21 protein-coding genes and 1 pseudogene are annotated in these 24,232 nt (G+C 64.0%); 6 read left to right on the top strand and 16 right to left on the bottom strand.

Annotated features, from left to right (window positions below; translation table 11 throughout):
• A partial coding sequence (locus tag EOA36_RS04035; RefSeq protein ID WP_127275720.1) for a LysR family transcriptional regulator occupies positions 1 to 343 on the bottom strand: 343 nt, incomplete at its 3' end.
• A 79-nt stretch (positions 344 to 422) separates the two neighbouring features.
• Here EOA36_RS04035 and EOA36_RS04040 point away from each other — a divergent pair.
• Entirely contained in the window at positions 423 to 1,241 is an 819-nt protein-coding gene (locus tag EOA36_RS04040; RefSeq protein WP_127275721.1) for a class I SAM-dependent methyltransferase, read from the top strand.
• Positions 1,242 to 1,264: 23 nt separating this feature from the next.
• Positions 1,265 to 1,759, top strand: a complete 495-nt coding sequence (locus EOA36_RS04045) for a hypothetical protein (protein WP_127275722.1) — start codon at positions 1,265 to 1,267, stop codon at positions 1,757 to 1,759.
• 11 nt (positions 1,760 to 1,770) lie between these two features.
• Here EOA36_RS04045 and EOA36_RS04050 read toward each other — a convergent pair whose 3' ends face one another.
• The 14 genes and pseudogenes from EOA36_RS04050 to puuE form a co-directional block, all read right to left on the bottom strand.
• Entirely contained in the window at positions 1,771 to 3,159 is a 1,389-nt protein-coding gene (locus EOA36_RS04050) for a S8 family serine peptidase (RefSeq protein WP_127275723.1), read from the bottom strand.
• 160 nt (positions 3,160 to 3,319) lie between these two features.
• Positions 3,320 to 3,988 carry an anti-sigma factor gene (locus tag EOA36_RS04055; RefSeq protein WP_127275724.1) on the bottom strand — a complete coding sequence of 223 codons (669 nt, stop codon included), beginning with the start codon at positions 3,986 to 3,988 and terminating at the stop codon, positions 3,320 to 3,322.
• Positions 3,985 to 4,551, bottom strand: a complete 567-nt coding sequence (locus tag EOA36_RS04060; protein WP_127275725.1) for a sigma-70 family RNA polymerase sigma factor — start codon at positions 4,549 to 4,551, stop codon at positions 3,985 to 3,987. The genes EOA36_RS04055 and EOA36_RS04060 overlap by 4 nt, the downstream gene beginning before the upstream one ends.
• 282 nt (positions 4,552 to 4,833) lie before the next feature.
• Positions 4,834 to 5,673: an alkaline phosphatase family protein gene (locus EOA36_RS04065; RefSeq protein WP_127275726.1), complete on the bottom strand. Its 840-nt coding sequence runs from the start codon at positions 5,671 to 5,673 to the stop codon at positions 4,834 to 4,836.
• An 83-nt stretch (positions 5,674 to 5,756) separates the two neighbouring features.
• Positions 5,757 to 7,342 (bottom strand): annotated as a pseudogene (locus tag EOA36_RS04070) (ABC transporter substrate-binding protein).
• Between the two features lie 119 nt (positions 7,343 to 7,461).
• Complete coding sequence (locus EOA36_RS04075; protein ID WP_127275727.1) at positions 7,462 to 9,117, bottom strand: ABC transporter ATP-binding protein; 1,656 nt, start codon at positions 9,115 to 9,117, stop codon at positions 7,462 to 7,464.
• The gene (locus EOA36_RS04080) at positions 9,117 to 9,941 is read right to left on the bottom strand and encodes an ABC transporter permease (RefSeq protein ID WP_127275728.1); all 825 of its coding nucleotides are present in this window, start codon (positions 9,939 to 9,941) and stop codon (positions 9,117 to 9,119) included. The genes EOA36_RS04075 and EOA36_RS04080 overlap by 1 nt, the downstream gene beginning before the upstream one ends.
• A gap of 10 nt (positions 9,942 to 9,951) precedes the next feature.
• Positions 9,952 to 10,911 carry an ABC transporter permease gene (locus EOA36_RS04085; protein ID WP_127275729.1) on the bottom strand — a complete coding sequence of 320 codons (960 nt, stop codon included), beginning with the start codon at positions 10,909 to 10,911 and terminating at the stop codon, positions 9,952 to 9,954.
• 16 nt (positions 10,912 to 10,927) lie between these two features.
• The gene (locus EOA36_RS04090) at positions 10,928 to 12,514 is read right to left on the bottom strand and encodes an ABC transporter substrate-binding protein (protein ID WP_127275730.1); all 1,587 of its coding nucleotides are present in this window, start codon (positions 12,512 to 12,514) and stop codon (positions 10,928 to 10,930) included.
• A 154-nt stretch (positions 12,515 to 12,668) separates the two neighbouring features.
• Positions 12,669 to 14,654, bottom strand: a complete 1,986-nt coding sequence (locus tag EOA36_RS04095; RefSeq protein WP_127275731.1) for a CocE/NonD family hydrolase — start codon at positions 14,652 to 14,654, stop codon at positions 12,669 to 12,671.
• A gap of 84 nt (positions 14,655 to 14,738) precedes the next feature.
• Complete coding sequence (locus EOA36_RS04100; RefSeq protein ID WP_127275732.1) at positions 14,739 to 15,332, bottom strand: nucleoside deaminase; 594 nt, start codon at positions 15,330 to 15,332, stop codon at positions 14,739 to 14,741.
• Entirely contained in the window at positions 15,329 to 15,841 is a 513-nt protein-coding gene (locus EOA36_RS04105) for an ureidoglycolate lyase (protein WP_127275733.1), read from the bottom strand. The genes EOA36_RS04100 and EOA36_RS04105 overlap by 4 nt, the downstream gene beginning before the upstream one ends.
• On the bottom strand, positions 15,838 to 16,698 hold the full coding sequence (locus EOA36_RS04110; protein ID WP_127275734.1) for a bifunctional allantoicase/(S)-ureidoglycine aminohydrolase: 861 nt from the start codon (positions 16,696 to 16,698) through the stop codon (positions 15,838 to 15,840). The genes EOA36_RS04105 and EOA36_RS04110 overlap by 4 nt, the downstream gene beginning before the upstream one ends.
• 10 nt (positions 16,699 to 16,708) lie before the next feature.
• Positions 16,709 to 18,127 (bottom strand): allantoinase PuuE, encoded by a 1,419-nt coding sequence (gene puuE, locus EOA36_RS04115; RefSeq protein ID WP_127275735.1) that lies wholly within the window; start codon positions 18,125 to 18,127, stop codon positions 16,709 to 16,711.
• A gap of 203 nt (positions 18,128 to 18,330) precedes the next feature.
• Between puuE and uraH the strand changes: the two genes are divergently transcribed.
• The 4 genes from uraH to xdhC are packed head-to-tail and all read left to right on the top strand — an operon-like array spanning position 18,331 to position 23,647.
• The gene (gene uraH, locus EOA36_RS04120) at positions 18,331 to 18,705 is read left to right on the top strand and encodes a hydroxyisourate hydrolase (RefSeq protein ID WP_127275736.1); all 375 of its coding nucleotides are present in this window, start codon (positions 18,331 to 18,333) and stop codon (positions 18,703 to 18,705) included.
• Between the two features lie 3 nt (positions 18,706 to 18,708).
• The gene (xdhA, locus tag EOA36_RS04125; RefSeq protein ID WP_127275737.1) at positions 18,709 to 20,190 is read left to right on the top strand and encodes a xanthine dehydrogenase small subunit; all 1,482 of its coding nucleotides are present in this window, start codon (positions 18,709 to 18,711) and stop codon (positions 20,188 to 20,190) included.
• On the top strand, positions 20,190 to 22,553 hold the full coding sequence (gene xdhB, locus EOA36_RS04130) for a xanthine dehydrogenase molybdopterin binding subunit (protein ID WP_127275738.1): 2,364 nt from the start codon (positions 20,190 to 20,192) through the stop codon (positions 22,551 to 22,553). Before xdhA ends, xdhB begins: the two co-directional genes overlap by 1 nt.
• Positions 22,554 to 22,612: 59 nt before the next feature.
• Positions 22,613 to 23,647, top strand: coding sequence for a xanthine dehydrogenase accessory protein XdhC (gene xdhC, locus EOA36_RS04135; protein ID WP_127275739.1), 1,035 nt, complete (start codon positions 22,613 to 22,615; stop codon positions 23,645 to 23,647).
• On the opposite strand, the gene EOA36_RS04140 is transcribed toward xdhC, so the two are convergent.
• On the bottom strand, positions 23,644 to 24,232 hold a 589-nt coding region (locus EOA36_RS04140; protein ID WP_127275740.1), incomplete at its 5' end, for an LLM class flavin-dependent oxidoreductase. The genes xdhC and EOA36_RS04140 overlap by 4 nt on opposite strands.

Consider the following 24,232-nt stretch of genomic DNA (forward strand, 5'->3'; position numbering starts at 1 on the left):
GGATCAGCGGCACGACGGCCCGGGGCACGGACAGGCGTAGCAGTCCGGTTGGCCGCTGGCCGACATCTCGGGCGGCTTCGCCGGCCGAGACGAGTTCTTCGAAGGCAGGGCCGGCGCGGTCAAGAAACCGCTGACCGGGCTCGGTCAAGCCGACGCTGCGCGTCGTGCGGACGAACAGCGCGGTGCCCAAGCGCGCTTCCAGCGCGCGCACCGCCTGGCTCACGGCGGACGGCGTCACGCCGAGATCCGCGGCGGCGCGGCGGAAGTTGCGGTGCCTGGCGACAGCCAGGAACGCCTCGACGCCCTCCAGCGCACCATGACGGACTGTGTAGTTCTGCTTCATAGGTCGTTGTGATTACAGGGGATAGTCGAATTATGGAAGCGGGCTTAGGTAGTAGGTCGAAGCACGGAGACATCTTGCAATGACCAATGAACTCGATGGGGTGCGCGACCATTATCGCGCGACCGGCCTGACTGAGCGGCTGAAGACCGTACTGGCCGCCCTTGGTCCAGCGGACCAGCTTCTCACGCCACAGCAATTGGGTACCCTCGACCAGTTTCACACGCGTGGGCTTGCTGCCACCGCCGAGCTTGCCCAATTGGCGGGGGTCGCCGCCGATATGTCGGTCCTGGACGTCGGCTCGGGCATCGGCGGGCCGGCGCGCTTTCTGGCTGCGACCTATGGCTGCCGGGTTACTGGCGTGGACCTCAGCGCGCCTTTCGTGGAAGCCGCACGCTATCTGACCGAACGCACGGGACAGAGCGGGCAGCTGTCGTTCCAGGCCGCCAATGCCCTGGAGCTTCCGTTCGACGACGGCCGTTTCGACATCGTGTTGCTGCAGCATGTGGCGATGAACATCTCCAACCGGGCGCGGCTCTATCACGAGACCAGGCGCGTGTTGAAGTCAGGCGGCCGGTTTGCCACGTTCGACGTCGCATTGGGCAAGGGTGAACCGCACTATCCGCTCCCCTGGGCACGAATGCCGGCGACGAGCTTCCTCCTGACAGCCGACGCGACGCGCGCGGCGATCGAAGCAGCCGGCTTCCGCGTGCTCGCATGGCAAGACGACACTGAGGCCGCCAGAGCCTGGTTCGCGCAACTGCGCGCATCGGGGCCGCCGCCTTCGCCAAATCTCGGCGTGGTGATGGGGCCGGACTTCGCCGAGCTTACGACCAACCTGGGTCGAAATCTCATGCAGGGCCGGCTCGGCATCCTGACCGCGGTGTTCGAAGCAGTGTGAACCGGCTGTCGGGAAGACCTCAGATGTCCACGGAAGTCCTATTTCAAACCCATCTCGTTCTGGGCTATGTCGCATGGCTGCTTTGCTTCGGCGCGTATATCTGGCCCTGGCTCCGGCAAATGGACCCGGTCGCAGCACAACGCGCCATCGCCACCCTGCACAGCTTCCGCTTCTTCGGGCTCGTCTTCATCCTCCCGGGCGTCGTGGGTTCCAACTTGCCTGCCGGCTTCGCCGCATTCGCCGCCTACGGCGACTTCGCAACAGGGGTGCTGGCCATGCTGGCATTGCTCACGGTGCGGATACCTCGGCTCTTCTGGCCGTTCGTCGTCGCCTTCAACCTTTTCGGGATGGTCGATCTGCTAGTCGACTATTATCATGCCACGCAGCTCGGCCTTCCCGCACACGCGGAACAATTCGGCGCCACCTATGCGATCCCGATCATCTATGTGCCGCTGCTTATGATCACGCACATCGCCGCGTCTTGGTTCCTGCTCCGGCCCCGGCAACGCGCGGCCTGAGCCGTCACGGGCTACTCCTTCGCCGTCTGTGCGGCCTTGATGTCCAGCAGCCCATAGCCGAAATCATTGTCGCGGCCCTTCGGGCCAAGATCCCTGGCGGTGGCGGCCAGTGCCTTCTCGATGTCGTCGGCCGAGCGCTCGGGGGCGGCGTGGATGAGGTTGGCGATGGCGCCGCTGACGATTGCCGCGGCAAACGAGGTGCCCGTGACGACGTCCGAGCCGGCGCCGCTCGGCGCCACCATCTCGACCCCCGGCGCCGAGATGAAGACATAGGCGCCGCGATTGGCCTGCGGCATCAATCCGTCCTTGGCGTCGGTGGCCGTTACCGCAATGACGCCGTCAAAGGCGGCCGGGTAGCCATAGGGCGCCTTCGGCCCGTTGTTGCCGGCCGCCGCGACCAGCACCATGCCGAGCGCGCGGGCATTGCGGCAGGCAGTACCGAGCAGGTCGTTCTTCGGGCCGACGAAGCTCATATTGATGATGCTGACATTCTGGTCCGCCGCCCAGTCGAGCGCCGACAGGATGACGTCCATGGTCGACTTGCCGCCCTCGAAGGCGCGTGCGTGGTAGATCCTGGCGCCCGGCGCCATGCCTTCCAGCGCGCCGACGCCGGCAATCAGCCCGTCGACCGAGGTGCCGTGATCGCGCTTTTCGATCGGCACGCCGGGCATCGCATCGAACTGCACGGCGATGACGCCGGCCAGAGCCGGATTGGTGTCGTCGATGCCGGTATCGATGACGGCGACACGGACGTTTTCGCCACTGGCCTGTTTGGCGTCGAGCGCGATGCGGTCGAAGGCATAGTTGACGATGCCGGCCGCTTGCTGCAGCGAATAGATATGGTTGGGCTCGCGGCGCTGCGTGCGGCCGTCGGCGGCAAGCTGCGCCAGCACGACGCCGACCGGGCGGCCGTCGGGAATGCCGAAGCGCACCACAATGGTGCCAAGCAGCCGGGACTGGCGCTGCGAGCGCACTTCGAGGCCGAAGGAGGCGGCGATCTGCTGCACCGCGCCGGCATCGCCATCGACGGTCACCAGCACCTCGTCGGGCACGAATTCGCCGGTCACGGCGCGCGGCGGCTGAACGGCGATGAGATCGGTCGGCGAGACGATCGCTCCGCCCGACGGCGGGCCGGCCTGGTTGCCTGCAACTGGTGCCGCGGGCTCCGGCCGTGGTGTCGGCACCGGTGCCGGGGGAGCGGCCGGGTTGGGGAAGAGGTCGACGATCAGGGCGGGCAGAAAAACGGCGCCGGCCTCTGCCGCACCCGACCCGCCCTTGGCGCCGCCGTCCTTGACGCAGTCGGCTGCCGTCGCATTGGCCTCGTCGCTACAATCGATTTTCGCCCGGTCCGGATTGGTGGCGTTGGTCTGCGCCGACGCAGGCACGGTGACGATTGCCATCGCCGCCAAAGCAATTCCAAGAAAAGTGCGTAGCGGTTTTCTCGGGAAAAGCGCAAAGCGCTTTCCCTTGGGAATTGCATCAAAACAAAAAGATAGAGCAGTCCATCGTTTTCGCGAAACGGTGAACCGCTCTCGCATTGCCGCAAATCGAATGACCGCCTTAGCCGCCATCAACGGGCTTCCTTCCCTCGATCACGGTCTCCGCGAAAGGCTGGGCTGCAATAAGGCCGCGCGCCTTCTCGTAGTCGGCGGCGGTCGTCGCCGGAATGGCGAGCCTGAAGACGCCGTCGGCGGTCGGACCACCGATGATCTTGAGCTTGTTGGTGTCGAGGAAGACGGCAATATCGGCCATCCTGGCGTCCGGTTTGAACTTGACCAGGGCGAACGGCATCTTCGCCAGATCGTCTTCAGTGCCGGCGATCTCGAAATTGCCGCCCTTGCCGCCTGGCTGCACCAGCGATTGCACCGCGATCAAGGCCAGCAGGACCGCGGCCGTCGCCCAGGCGACGCCACCCGGCACCGCCATGAAGCGGTCCCAGGCCCGCGCCAGCCAGGACGCGCTTGCCCGCGCCCGAGCCGGCCCTGCCTCCGCGTCCAGCGCCTTGGCGAAGCGGCTGAGCGCATCGGCCGGTGGACGGATCGCCTCGTTGGCCGCCGCCGTGCCGGAGAACTCGGCTTCCGCCTCGCCAAGCGCGGCAAGTGCCGCGGGATCGTTGGCCAGCCATTCTTCGATGGCTTCCAGATCCGAACCTTCGAGCGAACCGTTCAGGTAGAACGGCAGCAACGTTTCCATTTCGTCGCGGCGCGACATCTTTTCAGCGGCGCTCATGGCCACCCCCTGTCGTAACCGGCGGCCTTCAGGGCTTCGCCGAGTTTCTTGCGGGCATAGAACATCCGGGTCTTGACGGTCGCGACCGGGATGTCGAGCACCTGCGCGATCTCGGTCACCGATTGCCCTTGATAATAGGCGAGGTCGATCACCGTGCGGTGCTCCTCGGGCAGGGCGTCGATGAGGCGGCGCAAGGCGGCCGCCTTGTCCTCCTTCATGGTGACGACCTCGGGCGTATCGGCGCTGTCGGGCACCGCGGCGGCGGCCTCGTCGTCGATCCAGTCTTCCTTCTTCTTGCGCAGCAGCGAGAGCGCCTTGAAGCGGGCGATGCCGAGCAGCCATGTCGAGACTTCGGAGCGCCCTTCGAAGCCCGGCGCCTGGCGCCACAGTTCGAGGAACACCTCGTTCGCGATATCGTCAGCCATCATTTCCGATCCCGTCTGGCGCGCCACGAAGCGGTAAATCCGCGCGTGGTGACGCATGAACAGGAGCCGCACGGCAGCCCGGTCGCCCTTCGCGACCCGGTCGACAAGCGCGCGATCGGTCTCCGCCGCCGCCGTCATGGCCGGTTGAGCCGCCTGGCCCCTGTCTGCTCTGTCGCCGATCGGTCCAAAAAGGTTCATCCTCCGCCAAGGAATTTTCGGAGGCTATCCGAAGAAAGTTTGTCTTGCCAGAGCCGCGCATTTTTCCTTCTCCCCTTGTGGGAGAAGGTGTCGCCGAAGGCGACGGATGAGGGGTGTTCCAGCGGAGTGAGGCGTTGGTGTTTCCTGGAACACCCCTCATCCGTCTCGGCGCTCCGCGCCGATCCACCTTCTCCCACAAGGGGAGAAGGGAAGATCGCCGCACTAATCCAAAAACGGCTTGGCCTTCATCGTCTCGGGTATTGCCACGCCCAGCCGCTTCAGCACGGTCGGTGCAAGCTGCAGCTGGTCGAGCAGCGTGTCGGCCTGCGGTCCCTTGCCGGCGCCGAAATAATAGAGCGCGAAATCCTGCATCTCGTCGTCATGGCCGCCATGGTGGCCACGGTCGGTCTGGCCGTGGTCGGCGGTGACCATGACCTCGTAGCCGGCCTCGATCCAGCCCGGCAGGAAGGCCGCCAGCATGCCGTCCATGGCGTAGCAGGCATAGTCCATCTCGTGGCAGTCATGGCCGAAACGGTGGCCCATCGAGTCCAGCGTGCAGGTGTGCAGGATGCCGTAGTCGATGCCATGGCGCCGGGTGAGCATGGTAAGCGTCGCGAACAGGTCGACATCGCTCGGCGTCATCTGGTTCTTGAGATTGTAGCCGGTCATGGTGTGGAAGCGGCCATGCGTGATCGGCCCACCAGGCTCATCATACTCCATGTCCTCGACGAGGTCGAACGGGTAGGAGCGGAAGAATTCGGACCAGTAGGAATGGGTGACCGCACCTGTCTTGCCGCCGGCCTTGCTGACTTCCGAGAAGATGTCGGGCTGCCCGACGCGAAACCGTTTCTCGTTGGACAGGATGCCGTGCACCTGCGGCGACACGCCGGTGTGGATCGAGGCATAGCAGCAGGCCGAGGTCGACGGCAGCACCGAGCGCATCTTCCACACCCGCGCCTCGCCCGACTGCACCCAGCCTTCGAGATTGCCCATCAGCCGGCGCCAGTTCCGGTAGGGAACGCCGTCGAGGATGATCAGCAGAAGCTTGGATCGGATCGCCACGGGCTGCTCCATGCGATTGTTTGTTGAAACGAGTGCGCCGCGTGTCGTCAGGACACGCGGCGCTTTTCACTATGAGAGGGATGTCAGGCGTTCAGCCAGCACTCGGCGAGCGCGTAACCATCCATCATTTCGCCGATCGGGCTCTTGGCGAAGCCGCCGATCTTGTTGGTGGCGGCGGCGTCGATGAACTGGTTGAAGAACGGCACGATCAGGCCGCCTTCGTCGCGCATCAGCACCGCCATGTCGTGGTAGATCGCCTTGCGCTTGTCCTGGTCGAGCTCGCCGCGCGCCGCAAACAGCATCTTGTCGAACTCCGGCCGCTTGAAGCGTGTGTCGTTCCAGTCGGCGGTCGAGACATAGCCGGTGGAGTACATCTGGTCCTGCGTGGCGCGTCCGCCCCAATAGGAGAGCGAGAAGGGCTGCTTGTTCCAGACTTCCGACCAGTAGCCGTCGCCCGGCTCGCGCTTGATCTCAATCTTGATGCCGGCCTTGGCGGCGCTCTGCTGGTAGAGCTGGGCTGCATCGACGGCACCAGGGAAGGCGACATCGGAGGTACGCAGCAGGATCGAACCGCTGTGGCCGGACTTCTTGTAGAGCGCAGCCGCCTTTTCCGGGTCGAACTTGCGCTGTTCGATGGCGGTAAACAGGGGATAGGCCTCATTGATCGGGAAGTCGTTGCCGACCGAACCATAGCCGCGGAGGATCTTCTCCAGCATCTCGTCACGATCCATGGCGAGCTTCAGCGCCATCCGGAGATCGTTGCTGTCGAAGGGCGCCGTGTCACAGAACATGTTGAACGGATAATAGCCCTTGCCGGACGCATTCTCGATGCTGACGCCGGGAATGCGCTTGACCAGGTCGACGACCTTTGGCTCAACGCGGTTGATCATGTGGACCTGGCCGCCCTGCAGCGCGGCCAGACGGGCCGTCGCGTCATTGATGACGACGATCTCGACCTGGTCGGCATGGCCGGCCTTGTCGCCCTGCCAGTAATTGGCGAAGCGCTCGCCGCCATGGCGAACGCCCGGCTGGTTGACGGTCACCTTGTAAGGCCCGGCGCTGATGCCGGCATTCGGGTTGTCCTTGCCGCCATTCGGCTGGATGACGAGGTGGTAGTCGGCCATCAGATATGGGAAGTCGGCATCGGCGTCGCCGAGCGTGAAGATAACTTCCTTGCCGCTCGCCTTGACGCCCTTGATGTTCTTGAGAATGCCGAGCGCGCCCGACTTCGATTTCTCGTCGGCATGGCGCTCGATGGTGGCGGCGACGTCCTCGGCGCCAACCGTCTTGCCGTTATGGAATTCGATGCCGTCGCGAATCTTGATCGTCCATGTCTTGGCATCCTTGGAGGCGCCGATATCCTCGGCGATCAGGTTCACCAGTTTGTTGTCGGGGGTGAGACGGACAAGATACTCGCCCCACTGCTTGCCGAAGCTGAAAGTGACCTGGCTGAGGTTCAGCGCCGGGTCGAGGCTGTTGGTCGATTCACCGCCTTGCAGGCCGGCCTTGAGGATGCCACCCTTGACCGGGCTCTGCGCGAAGGCTTTCCCGGCCAGCGTCGTTGCCAGCGCGGCGGACACGCCAGTGCCGCTGTGCGGCCAAGAAAGTCGCGACGCGATATCCGGCCCTGGCCAGCGAGTTCAGCGAGATGGTCGAGTTCAGTCTTCATGTCCTGCCCCTTGTTGAAAATAACGTCACACCAGTGGCGCCCGTCCGGAGGACGTGTGGCGCCCTAGTGCTGCATGCGGATGACGGCCGCCATCTCCCCGGCTGGCGGCAGCTGGCTGATTAGTTCCCCGCGCTGGCCATGCGCCGCCCCTTGATCGCCTTTTCCAACCAGCCGATCTCCATCTCCGGAACAGACGACAACAACAGGTCGGTATAGGCGTCGAAGGGCGGTGTGAGCACCTTGCTCTTGGAGCCGTAGCGCACCACTTCGCCGCGATACATCACCGCGATCGAATCGGCGATCGACTTCACCGTCGCCAGATCGTGGGTGATGAACAGGTAGGCGACCTTTTCGTGCTGCTGCAGGTTGAGCAGCAGCTTGAGGATGCCGTTGGCCACCAACGGGTCGAGAGCCGATGTCACCTCGTCGCAGATGATCAGCTTCGGCTTGGCGGCGAGCGAGCGGGCGATGCAGACGCGCTGCTTCTGGCCCCCCGAAAGCTCGGCCGGATAGCGGTCGACGAAGCCCTTGCCCATCTCGATCTCGTCGAGCAGCTCGGCCACACGCCGGTCGCGTTCCCTGCCGCGGATGCCGAAATAGAATTCGAGCGGCCGGCCGATGATGGTGCCGACGGTCTGGCGCGGGTTCATCGCCACGTCGGCCATCTGGTAGATCATCTGCAACTGGCGCAGATCCTCCTTCGGCCGGTCGGCAAGCCGGTTGGCCAGCGGGCGCCCGTCGAAGGTCACATTGCCCTGCTCGGGCGGCAACAGGCCGGTGATGGCGCGCGCCAGCGTCGATTTACCGGAACCGGATTCGCCAACCACGGCCAGCGTCTGGCCCGGATAGATGTCGACCGAAACGTTCTTGAGCACTTTGACCTGGCCGCCGCCATAGGCGGCGGTGACGTTCTTGACCGACAGGAACGGTGTCGCGCCCGGATTCTGTTCGGCATGCTCTATCTCGTGCACCGAGACCAGCGCGTTGGTGTATTCCTGGCGAGGCTCTTTGATGATCTGGCGGGTGCCTCCCCATTCGACCAGCCGGCCGTGGCGCAGCACCATGATCTCGTCGGAGACCTGGGCGACGACGGCAAGGTCATGGGTGATGTAGAGCGCCGCCACATGCGTGTCGCGGATGGCGTCCTTGATCGCCGACAGCACGTCGATCTGCGTCGTCACGTCGAGCGCTGTGGTCGGCTCGTCGAAGACGATCAGGTCGGGTTCGGAGCACAGCGCCATCGCCGTCATGACGCGCTGCAGCTGGCCGCCCGACACCTGGTGCGGAAAGCGTTCGCCAATGGTTTCCGGATTGGGCAGGCTGAGCTTCTTGAACAGCGCGACGGCCCGCTTCTCGGCCTCCGCGCGGGTTGCCGTGCCATGCAGCAGCGTGGCTTCCACAACCTGGTCCATCAGCCTGTGCGCCGGATTGAAGGCGGCTGCCGCCGATTGCGCGACATAGCAGACCTCGCGGCCGCGCAGCTTGCGGAATTCGTCCTTGCCGCCCTTCAGGATGTCACGGCCGTTGAGAATGACTTCGCCGCCGGTGATGCGCACGCCGCCGCGGCCGTAGCCCATCGACGACAGGCCGATCGTCGACTTGCCGGCGCCGGATTCGCCGATCAGGCCCAGCACCTTGCCCTTCTCCAGCGTCAGCGACACGTCGTGGACCAGCGTGATGGTCTTCGGCGCCTCACCAGGCGGATAGACCGTCGCCTCGATGCGCAAATTGCGGATGTCGAGCAGGGGAGTGGACTTTGCCTTGCCGTCAGCCATCAGCCGCGTCCTCCCTTCAGGCTTGTCGTGCGATTCAGTACCCAGTCGGCCACTAGGTTGACCGAGATCGCCAGGGCCGCGATCGCGGCCGCGGGAATGAGCGCGGCGGCGATGCCGAAGACGATGCCGTCCTTGTTCTCCTTGACCATGCCGCCCCAGTCGGCGTCTGGCGGTTGCACGCCGAGACCGAGAAAGGACAGCGTCGACAGGAACAGCACCGCGTAGATAAAGCGCAGGCCGAGCTCGGAGACCAGCGGCGACAGCGCGTTGGGCAGGATCTCGCGGAAGATGATCCAGGCGCTGCCTTCGCCGCGCAGCTTGGCCGCTTCGACATAGTCCATGACGTTGATGTCGACGGCGACTGCGCGCGCCAGGCGATAGACGCGCGTCGAATCGAGAATGCCCATCACCAGGATCAGCGTCACCAAGTTGGTCGGCAGCACGGAGAGCACGACCAGGGCCATGATCAGTGTCGGGATCGACATCAGGAGATCGACGAGGCGGGACAGGATCGTGTCGAACCAGCCGCCGAACACAGCCGCCGAAAAACCCAGTATGGCGCCGAGCGAGAACGACAGCGCGGTGGCCAGCACGGCGATGAACAGGGTGATCCGGGCGCCGTAGATCATGCGCGACAAGAGATCGCGGCCGAGATTGTCGGTGCCAAGCCAATGCGCCGCCGACATCGGTTCCCAGACGTCGCCGACGATCTCGGCATTGTCGTGGGGCGAAATCCACGGCGCGAGGATCGCCGCGAGCACGAACAGGGCTGTCAGCACCAGGCCGATCAGAGCGGGGATGGGGATGCGTTTTATATCGAGCATGCCCGCCCCCTCACTTTGGATGTCTGAGACGCGGATTGGCGACGATCGCCGCTATGTCCGCGATGATGTTGAGGCTGATGTAGACGGCGGCGAAGATCAGGCCGACCGCCTGCACCACCGGCACGTCGCGCTTGGTGACGTGGTCGACCAGATACTGTCCCATGCCGGGATAGACGAAGATCACCTCGACCACGACGACGCCGACGATGAGATAGGCGAGGTTCAGCATGACGACATTGATGATTGGCGCGATGGCATTCGGGAAGGCGTGCCTGCGGATGACGGAGAAGGCTGAAAGCCCTTTGAGTTCCGCCGTTTCGACATAAGCCGACTGCATGACGTTGAGGATCGCCGCACGCGTCATGCGCATCATATGCGCGAGCACTACCAGCGTCAGCGCCGTGGCCGGCAGCGCGATGGCCTGCATGCGTTCGCCGAAGGGCATGCCGTCATAGACGGTGGAGATGGCAGGGAAGATCTGCCATTTCACCGCGAAGAAATAGACCAGGAGATAGCCGATGAAGAATTCCGGGAACGAGGTCGAGGCAAGCGCCAGTCCGGAGATCAGCTTGTCGACCCAGCCATTGCGATAGCGCACCGCGATCAGCCCAAGGATGATTGCCAGCGGCACGGCCACGATCGCCGCCCAGAAGGCGAGGAACAGCGTGTTCCACAGCCGGCCCTTGATCGAGGTCGCGATATCCTGCCCGCTCGACATCGCCGTGCCGAGGTCCCCGGTCAAGACGCCGCCGAGCCAATGGAAGTACCTGATATAGGCGGGGTCGTTCAGTCCAAGCTGCTCGCGCAGATTGGCGAGCGACTCCGGTGTCGCCGATTGTCCCAGAATGGCTTGCGCGACGTCGCCGGGCAGGATTTGCGTGCCGGCAAAGATCAGGACCGAAATGGCCAACAAAAGGAGGATGCCCAGCGCGATGCGCTGGGCGATTAGTTTCAGGATGGGTGAAGACATATCCGCAAAGCCGGACTCAGGCCTGCAGCCAGCACTTCGCCAGGGCGTAGCCGTTCATCAGCTCCTGATGCGGGTCGTCCACCCAGCCATCGACCTTGGCGCCGGTGGCGTCGATGAACTGGTTGAACATCGGCAGGATCAGACCGCCTTCGTCGCGCACCATGACCGCCATGTCGTGGTACATCTGCTTGCGCTTGGCCTCGTCCAGTTCGGCGCGCGCCGCCAGCACCATCTTGTCGAAATCCGGGCGCTTGAAACGCGTGTCGTTCCAGTCGGCGGTCGACAGGTAGGCGGTCGAGTACATCTGGTCCTGCGTCGAGCGGCCGCCCCAATAGGAAGCGCAGAAGGGCTGCTTGTTCCAGACCTCGTTCCAGTAGCCGTCGCCGGGCTCGCGCTTGAGCTCGATCTTGATGCCGGCCTTGGCCGCGCTCTGCTGGAAGAGCTGGGACGCATCGACAGCGCCCGGGAAGGCGACGTCCGAGGTCCTGAGCAGCACGGCGCCGTCATGACCGGACTTCTTGTAGTGGAATTTGGCCTTGTCGGGATCGTATTTGCGCTGCTCGATCTCGGTGAAAAGCGGATAGGACGCGTTGATCGGGAAGTCGTTGCCGAGCGAGCCATAGCCGCGCAGCACCTTGTTCAGCATCTCCTCGCGGTCGATCGCCAGCTTCAGCGCCATCCTGAGGTCGTTGTTGTCGAACGGCGCCGTGTTGCAATGCATGATGAACACGTAATGGCCCGGACCCGCATGGTTGCGGATGGTTACACCAGGCACGCGCTTGATCAGGTCGACGATCTTCGGCTCGACGCGGTTGATCATGTTGACCTGGCCACCCTGCAGGGCCGCCGTGCGCGCAGTCGCATCGTTGATGACGATGATCTCGATCTGGTCGGCATGACCCATCTTGTCGCTCTGCCAGTAATTGGCGAAGCGCTCGCCGCCATGGCGCACGCCGGGCTCGTTGGTGGTGACCTTATAGGGTCCGGCCGAGATGCCGGCGTCGGCCTTGTCCTTGCCGCCGTTCGGCTGGACGATCAGGTGATAGTCGCTGAGCAGGTAGGGAAGGTCGGCATTGGCCTCCTTCAGCGTCAGCACCACTTCCTTGCCGCTGGCCTTGATGGTATCGATGCCCTTCATGTAGCCGAGCGCGCCGGATTTCGATTTCTCGTCCGAATGGCGCTCGAGCGTCGCGGCGACGTCCTCGGCGGTCACTTTCTTGCCGTTGTGGAATTCGACGCCGTCGCGGATCTTCAGCGTCCAGGTCTTGGCGTCCTTGGACGAGCCGATCTCCTCGGCGATGCGGTTCTCGAGCTTGCCGTCGGGCGACAGCTCGACGATCATTTCGCCCCAGCACTTGCCGAAGGCGAACGGCACCTGGGTCATGAACAGGGCCGGATCGAGACTGTTGGTGGATTCACCGCCGACCAGGCCGGCCTTCAGCGTGCCGCCCTTGACCGGACCGGCCGCCCGCGCCGCGCTTGAAAGCAGCGAGTTGGCGAAGGGTGCGGCGATGCCGAGCGCTGCCGCCCGGCCGAGAAAATCACGACGGCTCAGCTTGCCTGCTGCAACGCGCCGGCTAAGGAATTCGAGTTCATTCGACATTTTGAGTTCCTCACTCTGTTGGTTCGACTCTGTGGTCGATTTTCTTGCTTCTTGTGAGGGGAATAATGACCGCAAGGGAAAGCGGTAAGCAAGACCGAATGCGACATGCCGTGGCGTAAATCGCACGTCGCATTTGGACCAACGGTTTCAGCACTCAGACCAGCGCGCGCGGGACCCTTTCGTCGAAATCGCGCTCGAAGACGAGGTTTTCGCCTTCGTAGGCCTCGATTCTGGCGCTGACGATGAAGTTTTGCGCATCCGACCGCATCTGCGCCCATGTCTCGGTACGGACCGACCATCCATTTCGCGACAGGGTCTGCGTCCAATGTGTTTTCCCGGAGGCTGACAGAGGATCGTCAGCATGGATGGTCCAGGTTTCGCGGGCGATGCTGCCGTTGACAAGGCCGTGGTCGAGATCACGCACCTCGCCGAAATCATCCGCAATGGAAAGCGTGACGATTCCCGTCTTTTCGTCGCGGTCGACATGGCGTTCGGAATTGGCGGGTCGAACCGTCTCGGTCGCCCAGGGCGTGGCGCCTTCCGGTTCGCCGAAGACGACTTCGTCGCCTGTTGCGAGCAGGCGCAGCGGCACTGATAGCGAGGCCGCCGACAAGGTCAGCCGTACCGGCTCCGGCGAGGGCCAGATGGCAGGCCAGTAGGCGGTCGAAACGGCGACGCGCAAACGATGGCCGGCCGGCACGCGGTAGGCACATTGATCGAGCACGACACGCGCCGAAACTGTCTCCCCTGGGACCAGCGCCTCGGGGAATTCATGCGACTTGCGGTGCGTCAGATTGAGCACGCCATAGGAGATAAGTTCCGAGGCGCCGTCGGGATGCACGTCGCAAAGCCGGACCGCGATGTTGGCCTGGGGCCGATCGGAGGCAAACTGGATCTCAAGCTCCGGCGCGCCGACGATCTCGATCGGCTTGGTGAGCTCAGGCTGGTCGAAACACGCCGACAGCCCGTCGTCAGGGCGCTGGTCACCAGGCAATTCCGGGCCGAAGGTGAAGGGAAAGTATTCGCCGCCGGCAAGCCCGCAGGTCTGCGGCGAAGCGACGATGGAAGGTCCTGCATCAGCGGAAACGAGTTCGATCGTTTCAATCGTTATGTTGGACGACGGCCATTCCTGCTCGGCTATCCAGCGGCCGGGCCGCTCCGGATGCCAGCGAGCGGGGCGCACGCTGTCCATCACATAGGCACGATAGTCGGGATCGGCCTCGACGCCGGTCTCGGCGCCCTTCAGCCAGTGGTCCCACCAGCGCAGCGCTTCCTGCAGGAAGCCGATGGCCGGCTTGGGGCCCGCATAGTGCGGGTATTTGTGTATCCACGGTCCAACGATGCCCTTGACCGGTGCCTCGATGTTGGTGACGAGGTGCGAGATCGTGTTGCGGTAGCCGTCATGCCAGCCGCCGATCGACAGCACTGCGGCTTTGATTGCGGAAAAATCCTCGCAGATCGAGCCGCGTTTCCAGTAGGCGTCGCGATGCTGGTGGCTGAGCCAGAGCGGCAAAAGGAAGGACTGGTTCTCCAGCCGTCTCAGCCACAGATCGCGCCAGCGGTTGTCGCCGGCAATCAGCGGATCCGGTGGCCGCGACGAATAGGACAGCATGGTCGAGGCCCAGCCGAAATTCTCGTTCAAAAGGCAGCCGCCCTTGTAGTGAATGTCGTCGGCATAGCGGTCGACGGTCGAGCACAGGCTGATCACCGCCTTGAGCGCCGGCGGCTGTTTGGCCGCCACCTGCAGGCAGTTGAAGCCGCCCCAGGAGATGCCCATCATGCCGACATTGCCATTGCACCAGGGCTGCGCCGCCGCCCAGGCGATGACATCGCAGGCGTCCTGCAGTTCCTGCTCGGAATATTCGTCGTCCATCAGCCCTTCGGAATCGCCATTGCCGCGCATGTCGACGCGGATCGAGGCGTAGCCGTGCCCGGCGAAATAGGGATGGGTAAGCTGATCGCGAAAGATCGTTCCATCGCGCTTGCGGTAGGGCAGATGCTCAAGGATGACAGGTACTGGATCGTCGCCCGCATCCTCCGGCATCCACACCCGCGCCGACAACCGGCAGCCATCGGGCATGACGATACCCATGTCGGGAAATTCGACGACCTTACGGGGAAATTCGGTGATGGTTTTCATGGCAGGCATAACGCTCCGCGGCACGAAAACTTTCAATCGCCATTCGCGACTGGAGCAGCGAAATATGCGACTTGTCTCATACCATCAACTCAGCGGAATGTCGTTTGCGGCCTTGTTCGCCTGATAGGCGTCGGACAGTTCGTCATAGCGTGCGGAAATCCTGCCGATCCGCGCCTCCAGCCGCCGGCGTTCGACCTCGGGCAGGGCCCGCACCAGCCGGCGGATCGAAAAACTCTTCCAATAGGCGTTCTCGGCATTGTAGCCGCCGGGGTCGAGAGTGAAGACCTCTTTCAGAATTTTGAGATCATGCGGGATGGCAAAACTGTCGCGCGAGTCCTCGTGGCTGAACAAATAGTAGAAATTGTCGAAACCGGTCCAGGTGATCGCCGACAGGCAGAGCGAGCACGGCTCATGGGTGGCAATGAAGATGGCCTCTTTCGTGTCGACGCGTTCGGCTCTGGGCATCTCGTAAAAACGCTTCAGGCAATGCACCTCGCCATGCCAGAGCGGGTTTTCCATCTCGTTGTTGGTCTCGGCCAGCACCAGCGACCGGTCGTCCTTGCGCAGGATCGCCGCGCCGAACAGCTTGTTGCCATGGGCGACGCCTTCTGCCGTCTTCGGCACGATGTCGTGCTCGATCACGTCGAGCAGGCGGTCGATCAGCGAAATGTCGGTCATGATGAAATCACGGGCTTTCTGGGAAGGTGGATTTCGTAAGGGTGCGAGAAGTGAAACTCTTCGAGGTTGGAGCCATCGCCGCCGCGATCGACGATGAGGAAATCCTGTTCCTCGCCGATCGGCGTCAGCACACCGTGCCAGAGATTGCGCTTGTAGTTGATGCCCTGTCCGGGCGCGGCGATGAAGCCATGCGGTTCGCCTGGCCCGTCCTTGGTATCGTGGCAGACGACGACCAGAAACGGCCGTGGCGACAGCGGGATGAAAGCCTGGCTGCCGAGCGGATGGCGCTCGACCATGGTCAGCTTCAGCGGCATTTCATAGGGTGTGCCGCGCACCATCGAGATCAGCACGCGCGCATTCGGCCCAGCGGCCTCGGCGGTGGCGAGATCATGATAGCGGATCGCCTTGCCGCCATTGATTGGGTAGCGGTTGTCGCCGCCCATATCGATGACGTCGCCGAAGGGCGCGAAGTTTTCGCGGCTCAGCGGCTGCGCGACGATGCGGCTCACCGCCCGCGGCCCCCGAGATAGCCGCCGAGCTTGGCGTGCCGGTTGACGTCCTTGTAGAGCAGATAGCGGAATTTTCCGGGGCCGCCGGCATAGCAGGCCTGCGGGCAGAAGGCGCGCAGCCACATGAAGTCGCCGGCCTCGACCTCGACCCAGTCCTGGTTCAGCCGGTAGACCGCCTTGCCTTCGAGCACGTAGAGCCCATGTTCCATGACATGGGTTTCGGCGAAGGGAATGACCGCGCCCGCCTCGAGCGTGACGATGGTGACGTGCATGTCGTGGCGCATGTCGTCCGGATCGACGAAACGCGTCGTCGCCCAGCGGCCCTCGGTGCCGGCCATCGGCGTCGGCGCCACCTGCTGGTCGCTGCTGAAGAAGGCTTCCGGCGTGTCCAGGCCGTCGACCACCTCATAGGCCTTGCGGATCCAGTGGAAGCGGACGGCAGCGCTGCTCTCGTTGCGCACCGTCCAGCCGCTTGCCGGCGGCAGGAAGGCAAAGCCACCGGCGGCAAGCACATGCTTTTTGCCGGCGAGCGATACGGTGAGTTCCCCCTCGACCACGAACAGCACGCCTTCGGCGCCGGCGTCAGGTTCCGGCCGGTCGCTGCCGCCGCCCGGCAGAACCTCGACGATGTACTGCGAAAACGTCTCGGCAAATCCCGACAGCGGCCTTGCGATGATCCAGGCCCTGGTCTTGTCCCAGAAGGGCAGCGGGCTGGTCACGATGTCCTGCATCACGCCTTTGGGGATGACCGCATAGGCCTCGGTGAAGACGGCGCGCCCGGTCAAAAGCTCGTTCTGGCCGGGATGGCCCCCCTGTGGGGCATAATAGGTTCGCTCGGGCATCCTGATCGTATCCATGGGTTTAAACCTATTGTGGAAGCATGTCCTTGAGGCGCAACAGCGCAATGCGCTCGACCTGTTTGCAGGCGGTTTCGAATTCGACGCCGCGGCCGTTGCCGATACGGGCTTCGAATTCGGCGAGGATTTCCTCCTTTGTCTTGCCTTTCACCGCGATGATGAAGGGGAAGCCGAAGGTGGTGACGTAGGCGGCGTTGAGCTTGGAGAACAGTTCGCGTTCCTTGTCGGTCAGCGCGTCGAGGCCGGCGGAAGCCTGTTCCCGGGTGGATTCCGCCGTCAGCCGCCTGGCCTTGGCCAGTTTGCCGGCGAGGTCGGGATGGGCGTTGAGCACGCCGAGCCGTTCGGTTTCGCTGGCGGCGCGGAAGATGCGGCAGAGCGCATTGTGCAGGCCCCCCGCCGTGTCGTGTGCCGGACCGAGCTCCAACTCGTGGGCCCGTTCGGCAATCCAGGGCGAATGTTCGAACACGCCGCCGAAGGTGTGAACGAACGTCTCGAATTCCATCTTCGACGGGCGCAGAGCGGCCGGTTTGTAGGGATGGTTCTCCTGCCAGTGCTTGGCGATGTCGATGCGCCGCGCCAGCCAGACCTTGTCATGCGATTTGACATAATCGACGAAGCGCTTCAGCGCCGCCACCCGGCCCGGCCGCCCGACAAGGCGGCAATGCAGGCCGATATTCATCATGCGCGGCCTGCCTGCCTTGCCCTCGGCATAGAGCGTGTCGAAACTATCCTTGAGATAGGCAAAGAACTGGTCACCCGAATTGAAGCCTTGCGGCGTGGCGAAGCGCATGTCGTTGGCATCGAGCGTGTAGGGGATGATGAGCTGCGTGCCGCCGCTATGCTCGAACCAGTAGGGCAGTTCGTCGTCATAGGTGTCCGAGACGTAATCGAAGCCGCCTTCCTCCGCCACCAGGCGCACCGTGTTGACCGAAGTGCGGCCCGTATACCAGCCGGTCGGGCGCTGGCCGGTCACCTCGTAATGCAGCTTGATCGCCGCTTCGAGGTCGCGGCGCTCGTCCTCGGCATCGTGGTCGCGGTAGTCGATCCATCTCAACCCGTGCGAGGCGATTTCCCAGCCGGCTTCCTGCATCGCCGTGACCTGGTCGGGGGAGCGCGCGAGCGCCGTGGCGACGCCATAGCAGGTCACGGGCACTTGCGCCTCGCCGAACAGGCGCAACAGCCGCCAGAAGCCGGCTCGCGCCCCATACTCGTAGATCGATTCCATGTTCCAGTGGCGCTGGCCCACCCAGGGCGCCGCGCCGACGATTTCCGAGAGGAAGGCTTCCGAAGCCTTGTCGCCGTGGAGCACGCAGTTCTCGCCGCCCTCCTCGTAATTGACGACGAACTGCACGGCGACATGCGCGCCGCCAGGCCATTTCGGATCCGGCGGATTGGCCCCGTAGCCACGCATGTCCCTGGTGTAACGCATCGTCCCTCCGCGCCCGGCATCACCGGAAGTATGATCAGAATATCGAAAGGGTGCTTCTCGCATTCCCCTCAAAATTTTTGAAAGTGTTTTTGTCGCACTCCGCTCGACCGGGACTTATGCATCGCCTTTAATTGGCGCACAATTCATCAGCGGTGCTCGATTATACCGGCCAATTTGTTCGTACTGGAAATGGGAGGCGGCCAATGGCAGAAACGTCGAAAGCCGATGGCGGGCGTCTGACGACCCATGTCCTGGATACCGCGACCGGCAGGCCGGCGGCGGGATTGTCGATCGCGCTCTACCGTCTCGACGGTGCTGCTCGCACGCTTCTGAAGACGGTCGTCACCAATGCAGACGGCCGCTGCGACGCGCCGCTGCTGGCAGGCGCCGACTTCCGCACCGGCGAATACGAACTGGTGTTCGCGGCCGGCGACTATCTGCGCGGCCAGGGCACGAAGCTGCCGGAGCCTGCCTTCCTCGACAGCGTGCCGATACGCTTCGGCATGGCGGAGGCGGTGCACTATCATGTACCATTGCTGATCTCGCCCTACGGCTATTCCACCTACAGGGGGAGCTAAGGCATGGCCAAGGTCAACATCCGCAACGAAATCCGCTTCATCCTCAATGGCAGGGATGTCGCGCTGTCATCCGTGGCGCCCGACGCGACCTTGCTCGACTGGCTGCGGCTCGATCGTTCGCTGCGCGGCACCAAGGAAGGCTGCGCCGAGGGCGATTGCGGCGCCTGCACCGTGCTGGTCGGCAGGCTATCGGCCGCCGGATTGGTCTATGAAAGCGTCAATTCCTGCATCCGCTTCCTCGGCTCGCTCGACGGCGCCCATGTCGTGACGGTCGAACATCTGCGCGGTGTGTCAGGCCGGTTGCATCCTGTGCAGCAGGCGATGGTCGATTTCCATGGCTCGCAATGCGGCTTCTGCACGCCGGGTTTCGTCATGTCGCTCTACGGCCTGTGGATGAAGTCGCCGGACCCGTCGGACGCGGCCATCGAAAAAGCCTTGCAAGGCAATCTCTGCCGCTGCACCGGCTACGAAGCGATCATGCGCGCCGCGCACGCCATATCGAGCTATGGCAAGGCGGCGAAGGACCCGCTGGCGGCGGAGCGCCGGGACATCACGACACGGCTGCAGTCGTTGCGCGATGGCGCCAGGGTCGAGATTGGCTCCGGCAGGACGCGGCTGGTCGTGCCGGCCGACGCCGACGATTTCGCTTCTGTCTTCGAGAAGGAACCCACCGCGACGGTCGTCGCCGGTTCGACCGATGTTGGCCTGTGGGTGACCAAGCACATGCGCGATATCTCGCCGGCGATCTTCATCGGCAATCTGCCGGGGCTTTGCGCCGTCACGGAAGAAAACGGCGTCATATCGATTGGCGCCGGCGTGACCTACACCGAAGCCTTTTCGACGCTGTCGAAACGCATCCCTGCGTTGGGGCCGTTGTTCGACCGCATCGGCGGCGAACAGGTCCGCAACATGGGCACGATCGGCGGCAATGTCGCTAACGGCTCGCCGATCGGCGACACGCCGCCGCCCTTGATCGTGCTCGGCGCACGGCTGACATTGCGCAAGGGCAAGAAGCGGCGCACGATCCCGTTGCAGGACTTCTTCATTGCCTATGGCAAGCAGGATCGCCAGCCGGGCGAGTTCGTCGAGGCCGTGCACGTGCCCGTGCCGGCAAAGGACGTGAAATTCGCCGTCTACAAGGTCACCAAGCGCCGCGACGAGGACATCACCGCGACCTTGGGTGCCTTCTGTCTGGCTCTGGCCAAGGACGGCACGGTGGCCGATATCCGCATCGCCTATGGCGGCATGGCGGCAACGCCGAAGCGGGCGTCGGCTGTCGAGAAGGCGCTGATAGGCAAGGCCTGGAACGAAGCCACGGTGGAGGCCGCGATGGCCGAATACGTCAAGGACTTCACGCCGCTCACCGATATGCGCGCGACCGCCGAATATCGAGCGCTGGCAGCGAAGAACCTTTTGTTGCGCTTCTACGTGGAAACCACCGGCACCAAGGCGCCGTTCCAGGTATCACGCAACGAGGCGGCCTGATGAACAAGCACGCATCATCAAACCTCAAGGCCGAGAAGATCGTCGGCGGCGTCGCTACCGACCAGCGGCATGATTCCGCCCACAAGCATGTCAGCGGCGGCGCCGTCTATATCGACGACATGCCGGAGCCGGCCGGCACCCTGCATGCCGGCCTTGGCCTGTCCAAGGTGGCGCATGGCGTTCTGAAAAGCGTCGACCTCTCGGCGGTGCGCGCGGCCCCTGGTGTCGTCGACGTGCTGACTTATGCCGACGTGCCGGGTGAGAACGATGTCTCGCCCAGCAACATGCATGACGATCCGGTTCTGGCGGAAGGCAAGGTGCAGTTCTTCGGCCAGCCGATCTTCGCGGTGATTGCCGAGACGCGCGAGGCAGCCCGGCGCGCCGCGCGCCTGGCCAGGATCGAATATGACGAGCTTCCCGCCGTGATCGACATCTGGGACCTTGATCCGGCGAAGGACAAGCAGGTGACCACGCCGCTGATCTTGCGGCGCGGCGATGCGGCTGCGGCAATCAAGGCAGCGCCCCGCCGCATCAAGAACCGGATGTGGCTTGGCGGCCAGGACCATTTCTACCTCGAAGGCCAGGTGTCTCTCGCCATCCCCGGCGAGGACGACGAGGTCACCGTCTATTGTTCGACCCAGGGGCCGAGCGAGACGCAGCATCTGGTCGCCCACACGCTTGGCGTGCCGAGTAACGCGGTGACGGTGGAAGTGCGCCGCATGGGCGGCGGCTTCGGCGGCAAGGAAACGCAGGCCAACCAGTGCGCCGCGATCGCCGCGATCGCCGCCAAGAGGCTGAAGCGGGCGGTCAAGATCCGGCTCGACCGCGACGAGGACATGACCGCCACCGGCAAGCGGCACGATTTCGCCATCGACTACGAGGTCGGCTTCGACGACGAGGGCAATATTCTCGGCGTCGATTTCACTTACGCCTTGCGCTGCGGCTTCTCCGCCGACCTGTCCGGCCCGGTCGGCGACCGTGCGCTGTTCCACTGCGACAACGCCTATTTCTATCCCGCGGTGCTGGCCAAGTCCGCGCCGCTCTACACCAACACCGTCTCCAACACCGCGTTCCGCGGCTTCGGCGGCCCGCAAGGCATGGTCGGCGCCGAGCGTGTCATCGACGAGGTCGCCTTCGCGGTCGGCAAGGATTCGCTCGAAATCCGCAAGCTGAATTTCTACGATCCGATGGAAGCGATCGGCGGCCGCAACGTCACCCCTTATCACCAGAAGGTCGAGGACTGCATCATCCAGCGCATCGTGGCGGAACTGGAAGACAGCGCCAACTATGCGCGCCGCCGTCGCGAGATTTCCGCATTCAACGCCAACAGCCGCTTCGTCAAGCGCGGCCTGGCGCTGACGCCGGTCAAGTTCGGCATCTCCTTCACCAAGACCGAGGCCAACCAGGCCGGCGCGCTGGTGCATGTCTATGCCGATGGTTCGGTGCACATGAACCATGGCGGCACCGAAATGGGGCAGGGCCTGCATCTCAAGGTGGCGCAAGTCGTGGCGGAGGAGTTCCAGATCGACCTCGATCGCGTGAAGATCACCGCCACCACCACCGCCAAGGTGCCCAACACCGCGCCGACGGCTGCGTCCTCGGGCGCCGACCTCAATGGCATGGCGGCGCAGAACGCAGCGCGCCAGATCCGCCAGCGGCTGACCGACTTCGCCGCCGAGAAGTACCAGGTGCCGGTTGACCAGGTGGTGTTCCTGCCAAACCGGGTGCGCGTCGGCAACCAGGAGGTCAGCTTCAACGATCTGGTCAAGCAGGCCTATATCGCGCGTGTGCAGCTCTCGGCCGCCGGCTTCTACAAGACGCCGAAGATCCACTGGGATCGGAGCAAGGGCCAGGGCCACGCCTTCTATTACTACGCCTATGGCGCTGCCTGCGCCGAAGTGTCGGTCGACACGCTGACCGGCGAATATGTCGTCGAGCGCGCCGATATCCTGCATGATTGCGGCCGTTCGCTGAACCGGGCGATCGATCTCGGCCAAGTCGAGGGCGGCTTCATCCAGGGCATGGGCTGGCTGACGACGGAGGAACTGTGGTGGGACGACAAGGGCCGGCTGCGCACGCATGCACCGTCGACCTACAAGATTCCGCTGGCGTCGGACCGACCGAAGATCTTCAACGTGGCGCTGACCGACTGGTCGCAGGCCTATGAGCCGACCATCCATCGCTCCAAGGCGGTCGGCGAGCCGCCGCTGCCGCACGGCATGGCTGTGCTGCACGCGCTGTCGGACGCGGTGGCGAGCGTCGCCGACCACAAGATCTGCCCGCGTCTCGACGCGCCGGCGACACCCGAACGCGTGCTGATGGCGATCGAGCGGCTGAAGCGGGAGGCTTCAGAGCCTTCCTGAGGCCAAAACGTGCAAATCGCGCCGAAAAATACTATATTTCCTGGATGGAAGTGCAGGCGATGAACTCGAAGGTTCAAGAGCTGAAAGTGTTTCTCGACCATGCCGGTCGGGTCGCGCTTGTCGAAGTTGCGGCGGCAAAGGGTTCGACGCCGCGCGAGGCCGGTGCGTTCATGCTTGTCTCGCCATCGGCGATTTTCGGCACCATTGGCGGCGGTCAGCTCGAATATATGGCGATCGATAAGGCGCGGCAGATGCTGGGCTCTTTGCGCTCCGCATCTTTCAGCGAGTTTGCCGATGTCGGCGCCGCCCCTCATCCGCCTGCCGGCACCTTCTCCCCGTATAGTGACGGGGAGAAGGGAAGCGGCCGTAACGCCGGCGACCCCCTCTCCCCGTCCTTACGGGGAGAGGGTAAGGGTGAGGGGCAGCGCGACGCTGACGAAGCTGGCGTCACGCTCGACGTTCCGCTCGGGCCGGAAATCGGCCAGTGCTGCGGGGGTCGGGTCAAGGTGTTGATCCGCTTGGTCGACGGCACAATCGAGGAAAAGCTGATGGCGCACGCTGAATCGGAGGAGGCGCATCTGCCGCATGTCTATATCTTCGGCGGCGGCCATGTCGGCCAAGCGCTCGCGTCGGCGATTGCACTTCTTCCCGTGCATGGCGTCGTCATCGAGACCCGCGCCGAGGCGTTGGAAGGCATGCCGGAAACCGTCGAGACGCGGCTGACGCCGATGCCCGAGGCAGAGCTGCGCAACGCCCCGGCCGGCACCGCCTTCGCCGTCCTTACGCATGACCACGCGCTCGATTTCCTGATCGTCGCCGAAGCGCTGAAACGCGACGACGCGGCCTATGTCGGCATGATCGGTTCGAAGACCAAGAAAGCGACCTTCAGGCACTGGTTCCTGAAATCGGCCGACGGCACGGAGACCGAATTCGCCCGCCTCGTCTCGCCGATCGGCGGCGACGCCGTCAAGGACAAGCGTCCGCCGGTTATTGCCGCGCTCGCCGCCGCCGAGATCATGACGGCGCTGGTCATCCACAATGCGGCTTCGAACGCAGAGCATCACGCTCCGCATGACAGGGTGACCGCCGGCTAGCTCGGTCGCCTGAGGCCGAGATGCGCGCGCAACGTGGCGCCTTCATACTCCTTGCGGAACAGGCCGCGCCGCTGCAGTTCCGGCACGACCAGCGTGGCAAAGGCATCGAGTTCGCCGGGAAAATAAGACGGCATGACGTTGAAGCCGTCGGCGGCACCGCCTTCGAACCGCGCCTGCAACTCGTCCGCCACCTGGACCGCGGTTCCCACGATGCGCCAATGGCCGCGCGCGCCGGCGAAATGCCGCGCCAGTTGGCGAATGGAAAGGCCATCGCGGCGCGATTGCTCGACGACCAGGGCCTGCCGGCTTTTCATGCCCTCGCTCTCGGGCAAGTCGGGCAGTGGACCGTCGAGCGGATGGCGCCAGAGGTCGGATATGCTGAGATAGCTGGACAGCAGCGCCACGCCGACGTCGTCGGGGATCAATTCCTGCAATTCCTCGAATTTTTCGCGGGCCTCGGCTTCGGTCTCCGCCACCACGGGCGCGACACCGGGCATGATCTTGATGTCATCGGGTTCACGCCCATACGCCGCCATGCGCCCCTTGAGGTCGTCGTAAAAGGCCTTCGCTTCCTCGAAGGTCTGT

It is taken from the genome of Mesorhizobium sp. M8A.F.Ca.ET.021.01.1.1 (assembly GCF_003998025.1).
Taxonomy (GTDB): Bacteria; Pseudomonadota; Alphaproteobacteria; order Rhizobiales; family Rhizobiaceae; genus Mesorhizobium.

Excerpts from the sequence above, each read along its gene's own strand:
- EOA36_RS04075 (WP_127275727.1), bottom strand. The coding sequence starts at position 9,117 with ATGGCTGACGGCAAGGCAAAGTCCACTCCCCTGCTCGACATCCGCAAT.
- xdhB (WP_127275738.1), top strand. The coding sequence starts at position 20,190 with ATGAACAAGCACGCATCATCAAACCTCAAGGCCGAGAAGATCGTCGGC.
- EOA36_RS04100 (WP_127275732.1), bottom strand. The coding sequence starts at position 15,332 with ATGACCGACATTTCGCTGATCGACCGCCTGCTCGACGTGATCGAGCAC.
- EOA36_RS04085 (WP_127275729.1), bottom strand. The coding sequence starts at position 10,911 with ATGTCTTCACCCATCCTGAAACTAATCGCCCAGCGCATCGCGCTGGGC.
- EOA36_RS04080 (WP_127275728.1), bottom strand. The coding sequence starts at position 9,941 with ATGCTCGATATAAAACGCATCCCCATCCCCGCTCTGATCGGCCTGGTG.
- EOA36_RS04060 (WP_127275725.1), bottom strand. The coding sequence starts at position 4,551 with ATGACGGCGGCGGCGGAGACCGATCGCGCGCTTGTCGACCGGGTCGCG.
- EOA36_RS04045 (WP_127275722.1), top strand. The coding sequence starts at position 1,265 with ATGTCCACGGAAGTCCTATTTCAAACCCATCTCGTTCTGGGCTATGTC.
- EOA36_RS04055 (WP_127275724.1), bottom strand. The coding sequence starts at position 3,988 with ATGAGCGCCGCTGAAAAGATGTCGCGCCGCGACGAAATGGAAACGTTG.
- EOA36_RS04095 (WP_127275731.1), bottom strand. The coding sequence starts at position 14,654 with ATGAAAACCATCACCGAATTTCCCCGTAAGGTCGTCGAATTTCCCGAC.
- xdhC (WP_127275739.1), top strand. The coding sequence starts at position 22,613 with ATGAACTCGAAGGTTCAAGAGCTGAAAGTGTTTCTCGACCATGCCGGT.
- EOA36_RS04050 (WP_127275723.1), bottom strand. The coding sequence starts at position 3,159 with ATGGCAATCGTCACCGTGCCTGCGTCGGCGCAGACCAACGCCACCAAT.
- xdhA (WP_127275737.1), top strand. The coding sequence starts at position 18,709 with ATGGCCAAGGTCAACATCCGCAACGAAATCCGCTTCATCCTCAATGGC.
- EOA36_RS04040 (WP_127275721.1), top strand. The coding sequence starts at position 423 with ATGACCAATGAACTCGATGGGGTGCGCGACCATTATCGCGCGACCGGC.
- uraH (WP_127275736.1), top strand. The coding sequence starts at position 18,331 with ATGGCAGAAACGTCGAAAGCCGATGGCGGGCGTCTGACGACCCATGTC.
- EOA36_RS04110 (WP_127275734.1), bottom strand. The coding sequence starts at position 16,698 with ATGGATACGATCAGGATGCCCGAGCGAACCTATTATGCCCCACAGGGG.
- puuE (WP_127275735.1), bottom strand. The coding sequence starts at position 18,127 with ATGCGTTACACCAGGGACATGCGTGGCTACGGGGCCAATCCGCCGGAT.
- EOA36_RS04090 (WP_127275730.1), bottom strand. The coding sequence starts at position 12,514 with ATGTCGAATGAACTCGAATTCCTTAGCCGGCGCGTTGCAGCAGGCAAG.